This is a genomic window from Sphingosinicella microcystinivorans (assembly GCF_003634215.1).
Taxonomy (GTDB): Bacteria; Pseudomonadota; Alphaproteobacteria; order Sphingomonadales; family Sphingomonadaceae; genus Sphingosinicella; species Sphingosinicella microcystinivorans.
The window spans coordinates 1-2,186 of record NZ_RBWX01000015.1; the positions used below are offsets into that span (position 1 = coordinate 1).

A 2,186-nucleotide genomic window follows, 5' to 3' on the forward strand; every position below is an offset into this window, starting at 1 on the left:
GAGCCGGATGCGGTGAAAGCCGCACGTCCGGTTCGGCGAGAGGGATGGTAAAACCAGCCTCTGCGAGGGGGTATGGCGTGCCATCCCTACTCTCCTTGTGAGCGCCGGTCCCGTTCCATGTTGAAATCCAACGCGCAGAGGAACGGGACCGGTTGATCGCGGCGAAACGCGCCGCACGTCATCCGTCTCGGGACGGAAGGATGTTGCCGGGCGGCACGGCGCGGCGAAGCGCCTGCTCGGCATGAAGGATCGAGCCCAGGCGCCGCGCGGTTTCGGCCCAGACCGACAGCGGCGCGCGCGGGATAAAGGCGATGTCGCGTTCGATGGTGAGGCCGAAGCGAAGCCGCAACCCGGCAATTTCGCGGAGCGAGAAGCTGCCGAGTTCGGGGCATCCGAAACCGAGATCGGCAAGACCGAACAGCGTGTCGCCGTCGTCATCGAGTTCGGTCGCGATCCATGTCGCCGCGCCGAGCGGGTTGAACAGTTTGAGCACGGGAAGCGGGTCGAAACGTTCGCCGCGTTCCTCGCATATGCGGCCGGCGCGTGCGTTCGCGCGGAGCGTGACGTGCAGCGCATGGGGAAGCGTGATCATGCCGCGTGCGCTTCGCGCGCGCCGTGGCGCGCGCGCAGCCAGTCGGCAGCCTTGCTCGCCGCGCTTGCCGCGCGAAAGATCTCGCGATTGTCGGCGCGCAGCACGTCGAGCCATGCGCCGAGATAGTCGGCATGGCGCACGGTCGGCGCGATCCCGAGCGCCGAACAGAGGAAGGCGCTGCCCATCTCGGCGACGAGTTCCTCGCGCGCATAATCCTTGGTGCCGAAGCGGTTGAGGATCTGGCGGTCGAGGCGCGCTTTGTGCCCGGTCGCGTGCGTGAGTTCGTGGAGCGCAACGCTGTAGAAATTGACGGGATCGAAGAAGGCGCGGCGCGGCGGCAGCTGCACGACATCCTCGGCGGGCGCATAGAAGGCGCGGTCGCCGCCGATGCGGACATCGATGCCCGAGGCGGCGATGAGCGCCTCGGCCTGCGGCAGGATTTCGTCATCGGCAAGCGGCGCGGGATCGGGCGCGAGATCGGCGCGGAGTCCCTCGCACTGATCGATGTTGAACACGGTGAAGCGCCTCAGGAACGCGATCGTCTTCGGCGCGTCGCCGCTGCCGGTCTTTTCGGCTTCGGTATTGGGGGTGAAGCGGTCGGCATAAACGATGCACGTGCCGCGCGCGCCCTTGCGGACGCTGCCGCCTGCGGCGAGCGCCTGGCGGAATGTAAGCCAGGCGTGCGCGCGCCAGCCGTTCTCGGTGAGCGCGCTCCAGAGGATGAGGATGTTGATGCCGCTGTAGGCGCGTCCGGTGAGCGCGTTTCGCGGCAGGCCGGGCGCGGCGCCGCCCGCCTCCCACGGCTGTACCCAGGGCACGCGCCCGGCTTCAAGCTCGGCGATGATGCGGCGCGTCACCGCGTCGTAAAGGTCGCCGCGCGCGGCGCGGGGCGCATCGTCTCCGCGCGTGCTGCGGCGGGATGGCTGACGCATGAGGGGCCTCCAAGCGCCGCCCCCAAAAGCCCGCGGGGCCTCCCCCCGGACGCGGGAGGTGGGCGGCGACGCGCGATCCTGAGGGCGCGGCCTGCGAGGCGCGCGTCACCCGAAGGGCCGGAACGCACGTGGAGGCGCCGGGCCGCACGGCCCGGCTTGGCGCGCGCCGGGCCGCGCCCAGCGGTGAGCGCCGCCCACCCCCGCGGTCACGGGGACAGGCCCCTCCAAAAGCCGCGACGCGCGCGGGCTGAAGACCGCAGCGCGTCTTCCGCAAAGCCCGGGCGCTTTCGACCGCTTCAGGAGTCACGGAGAACGAACCGGCAAGACGTGGCCGGACATCCGAAGGCGGAATCAGGAAAGGCGAACGCGCGCTTCCCGGAAGCATGGAGCGAAAGCTTGTTAAGCTGACACGTGTTGACATCGGGGGCGTTCGCCCTCCCGAACACGGTATTTTGATCCCCGCCGGGATCGCCGCCATTTCCAGGCGGCGGCCGCGATAAATCGCTGCCGGCGCCACGCGCGAAGAGAGTTCGATGCCGCAATACGGAGAGACAGGGGCGAGGGCGCCTGATAAGCGTCTTCCATGGCTTCATTTTTCTCACGGAAGCCCGATCTCGCGATCGATTTCGGGACCGCCAACCTGCGGGTGATACGGCGCGACG

General features: G+C 69.1%; 2 protein-coding genes. Both read right to left on the minus strand.

Translation table 11 applies throughout. The annotated features are described in order from the left end of the window. Positions 1-178: 178 nt before the first annotated feature. The gene (locus DFR51_RS18475; RefSeq protein WP_121053839.1) at positions 179-592 is read right to left on the minus strand and encodes a DUF2958 domain-containing protein; all 414 of its coding nucleotides are present in this window, start codon (positions 590-592) and stop codon (positions 179-181) included. Continuing rightward, on the minus strand, positions 589-1,524 hold the full coding sequence (locus DFR51_RS18480) for an ArdC family protein (RefSeq protein ID WP_121053841.1): 936 nt from the start codon (positions 1,522-1,524) through the stop codon (positions 589-591). Before DFR51_RS18480 ends, DFR51_RS18475 begins: the two co-directional genes overlap by 4 nt. Positions 1,525-2,186 lie beyond the last annotated feature (662 nt).

What these genes read in the sequence shown, in the direction of transcription:
- DFR51_RS18475 (WP_121053839.1), bottom strand. Translation starts at nt 592, where the DNA reads ATGATCACGCTTCCCCATGCGCTGCACGTCACGCTCCGCGCGAACGCA.
- DFR51_RS18480 (WP_121053841.1), bottom strand. Translation starts at nt 1,524, where the DNA reads ATGCGTCAGCCATCCCGCCGCAGCACGCGCGGAGACGATGCGCCCCGC.